Genomic DNA, 3,067 nt, shown 5'->3' with positions numbered 1-3,067 from the left:
GAAAAGGAGAAGGCTCGTGTACAACAGATGACCCTTTTTCCTATCTAGATACCCCGCAGCTTGCTGCGATTGGGTTATTCATTATCAACTCGGCAAATTTCTCTTAGTAGTAGTTCACGTTGCACTGCTTTTGTCTTCTTTATCAAGTTGCTGAAGCTCCAGAAGACTTGGTAGAAATGATACTCCCCCAATAGAAGAGAGCTATTTTGTCAGTCTTGTGAGCAGGATAATTGAGTCAGCTTTTATTGTTCTAATGCCAAACTAACTTCCTTTCTACTAAAGGGCAAATCCTGGTTAATGGCATCAATTTCTGCTTGCTCCGTGGCATTAATTTCATCGATGTAGATCTGCAAAATTTGTTGCATTTTGGGGTGATAGAAACGATGCAAACTGTAGTTAGCTGTGGCGGGAAAACCTCGACGGCGTTTATGGCGTCCCCCTGCCCCTGGATCAAATAGTTGAATGTTTTCCCCAATGGCCCATTGAATGGGTTGGTAATAACAAGCTTCAAAGTGCAGACAATCATAATCTGCCAAGCTTCCCCAGTAGCGACCATAGAGGCGATCGCCTTTGCGTAAACAAAAAGATAAGCCAACGGGATGTTGATCGTCATGCTCTGGAAAGGCTAGCACCAAAACTACCCTAGCCCGGTAATTTTCGTACAAAGACTGAAAGAACTTTTTAGTGAGGTATTTACTACCCCAATAGAATTTGTCACAGGTATTACTATAAAAACGATAAATTGCAGGAAAAAAATGATGGGGAATCTGATCTCCTTGTAAAACTTGAATGCGTAAGCCAGCCTTTTGCACCGCTTTTCGTTCTCGTTTAATATTACGCCGTTGATTGGCATTAAAAATTTGCAAATAATCGTCAAAATCTTGAAAATTTTGATTTTGCCAGATATAACTATGGTGCAACCAACTAGTAAAACCTAAACTTTCCATTTGCTTTTGCCATTGGCGATCGACAAACAAAAAATTACAGCCGGAAATTTGATTGGTTTGGCAAAAATGGTCAATGGCTTCCACCATAATCTGGGTGACCAAAGATTCATTAGCTTCAGGGTCAATTAAAAAACGATAGCCTTCGGCGGGGGTAAAGGGAGCCATACCCAACAACTTTGGATAATAGTCAATGCCCAGTCGTTGCGCCAAATCTGCCCATTGATGATCAAAAACAAATTCTCCGTAACTATGGCCTTTAAGATATAAAGCCGCTGCTCCTAATAGGGTTTCCCCCTGCCATACAGTCAGATGACAAGGCTGCCAGCCAGTATTACGGACAGCACTGCCGGAAGTTTCTAAGTTATTGAGCCAATGCCATTCGAGAAAGGGGGTTTGTAGGGGGATGGCTAAACGGTCCCACTGGGGCTGGGGAATTTCCGCCAATGCATGGTGCCAACGCACTGTCAAACCAGAAGAATGGGACTTGGCCATGGTTAATTGCAACAGCAATCGGGTGCTTTTCGGTAATCTAACGAAATATTGCCCTCCGCTGCAACCAGCCCCTGCATCGACTGGCTAATCACCAACCCCAAGTGCCAACGCCCCCTTTAAAAGGACCAACAATTTTGGCTGTGATCCAACCCCCATAAAAGTCCCCTGGCTGGGCGGTGACCAATTCGTCATCCAGATAGCAGGCATCCATTTTGCTGGGATAAAAGGCGATGTAGTCCTTGATAGCACTAAAGCTGGTGTTGGGGGTGGGGTAAAACCAGGCCACATTATCCCGTCGACGATCGCCTAAACTGAAATGATAATAACCAGCCTCCCCTTTCCATTCACAATAGGAATGTCTAGTAGATATATCCAGATATTCAGTCCGGACATCCTGGGGAGGAAAGTAGTAAACCGGTGGATGGCTTGTCTCTAACACCCGTTGAGTCAAGCAACTGTCGGCAATGGTGATCCCCTCACAAACGACCACGATCCTTTGGCTAGAAGCTTCAACTCTGGGGGGACGGGGATAGTCCCACACCGACTCCTGCCCTGGTTGGGGGGTAATGGGTTGGGGCATGGTCAAAGGCTCAGTAATTGTTGGGGTTGGCGATCGGCCAAACCAGTCGGTAGGGGCAGATTATTTAAACAACACCAATGGTAAGTGTACAGATTGGTGTGGCCATGGTTAATGGTGGCAATGGCCGGCGCCGCTGGAAATGGCCAAAGGCGGTCAAATAATAATCCTTGGGCAAGGCTAAACTGTAGCAAATAAACCGCTGGCGGAGCCTTTAGCTCCTTGAGCAAAGCCTGGGCCAAATTCTCTAAACTACTTTGGTAGCGTTGGTAAGGGGGTAAATCCCAGGACACCATCTCATAGGCATTGGGCATCATCCCCTCATAAATTAGAGGTAAGAATTGTATACCATTGACCGTCACAATAATCGGTAACCAATGATCCCCCAACCAATTATCATCACTACACAAAGGCAAATTAAGCTGTTGGCTCACCCACTGACGGCGGGCATTAATTTCCTGACATGCCTGGTAGATACTTTGTCCCGGAAAATCCAACCAATTGGGTAACTGAATTGTCAACGGGCAGTAAATTCGCCCCCCCATTTGGGTTTGTTGCTGGGCCTGGTCCGACCATAAACTAGCCACCGCCACTGTCTCAATAATCGTTTCCGGGGAACAACCGGCAATCGCCTCCTTCAAAGCATTGACCATCCTTTCCGTTACAGGGGAAGCCGCAATTAAGCGACCCTCCTGCTTCACCTTGGCATTCACAATAATGCTTGCTCGTCCATTACGATTGGGTGCCTTAAGGGTTGGAATTACCACAGTCTTTATACCTATCTAGGAATAAATCAACGAAAATCGCTAAGTTAACCATATAGCCATCTCCTAACACCATTATCAAGCAATGGCACAGGAAAGAAAACCCTATTTCTGCCAACTATCCATGTTTATCATTCCATCAGCCCATCAGCGCCAAAAGCTCCCCAAGTAAAATGGAGAGCTTTAGATCAAAGAAAGAGGAACTTGGCATCGGACTATTGTGCCGTGGGGCAACCCCCAGAGTATCGTCGCCGCTGTCACATTTCACAACCGAGTGCGGGATGGGA

At 46.1% G+C, this 3,067-nt stretch carries 3 protein-coding genes; all 3 read right to left on the bottom strand.

Features of this window, described 5'->3' with window-relative positions; translation table 11 throughout:
* Positions 1–242 precede the first annotated feature (242 nt).
* The 3 genes from BWK47_RS15275 to BWK47_RS15265 all read right to left on the bottom strand — a co-directional run bounded on the left by BWK47_RS15275 (position 243) and on the right by BWK47_RS15265 (position 2,783).
* The gene (locus tag BWK47_RS15275) at positions 243–1,439 is read right to left on the bottom strand and encodes a GNAT family N-acetyltransferase (RefSeq protein WP_162329312.1); all 1,197 of its coding nucleotides are present in this window, start codon (positions 1,437–1,439) and stop codon (positions 243–245) included.
* Positions 1,440–1,527: 88 nt separating this feature from the next.
* Entirely contained in the window at positions 1,528–2,019 is a 492-nt protein-coding gene (locus BWK47_RS15270) for a DUF427 domain-containing protein (RefSeq protein WP_162329311.1), read from the bottom strand.
* 2 nt (positions 2,020–2,021) lie between these two features.
* On the bottom strand, positions 2,022–2,783 hold the full coding sequence (locus tag BWK47_RS15265; RefSeq protein ID WP_162329310.1) for a hypothetical protein: 762 nt from the start codon (positions 2,781–2,783) through the stop codon (positions 2,022–2,024).
* Positions 2,784–3,067: the final 284 nt, after the last annotated feature.

The sequence above is a fragment of the Synechocystis sp. CACIAM 05 genome (assembly GCF_010222815.1).
Lineage (GTDB): Bacteria > Cyanobacteriota > Cyanobacteriia > Cyanobacteriales > Microcystaceae > Synechocystis.
Note: the sequence above shows the minus strand (reverse complement) of the source record. Positions and strands in the feature narration are given on the sequence as shown.

Coding starts and splice junctions, on each gene's coding strand:
- BWK47_RS15275 (WP_162329312.1), bottom strand. CDS start 1,439: ATGGCCAAGTCCCATTCTTCTGGTTTGACAGTGCGTTGGCACCATGCA.
- BWK47_RS15270 (WP_162329311.1), bottom strand. CDS start 2,019: ATGCCCCAACCCATTACCCCCCAACCAGGGCAGGAGTCGGTGTGGGAC.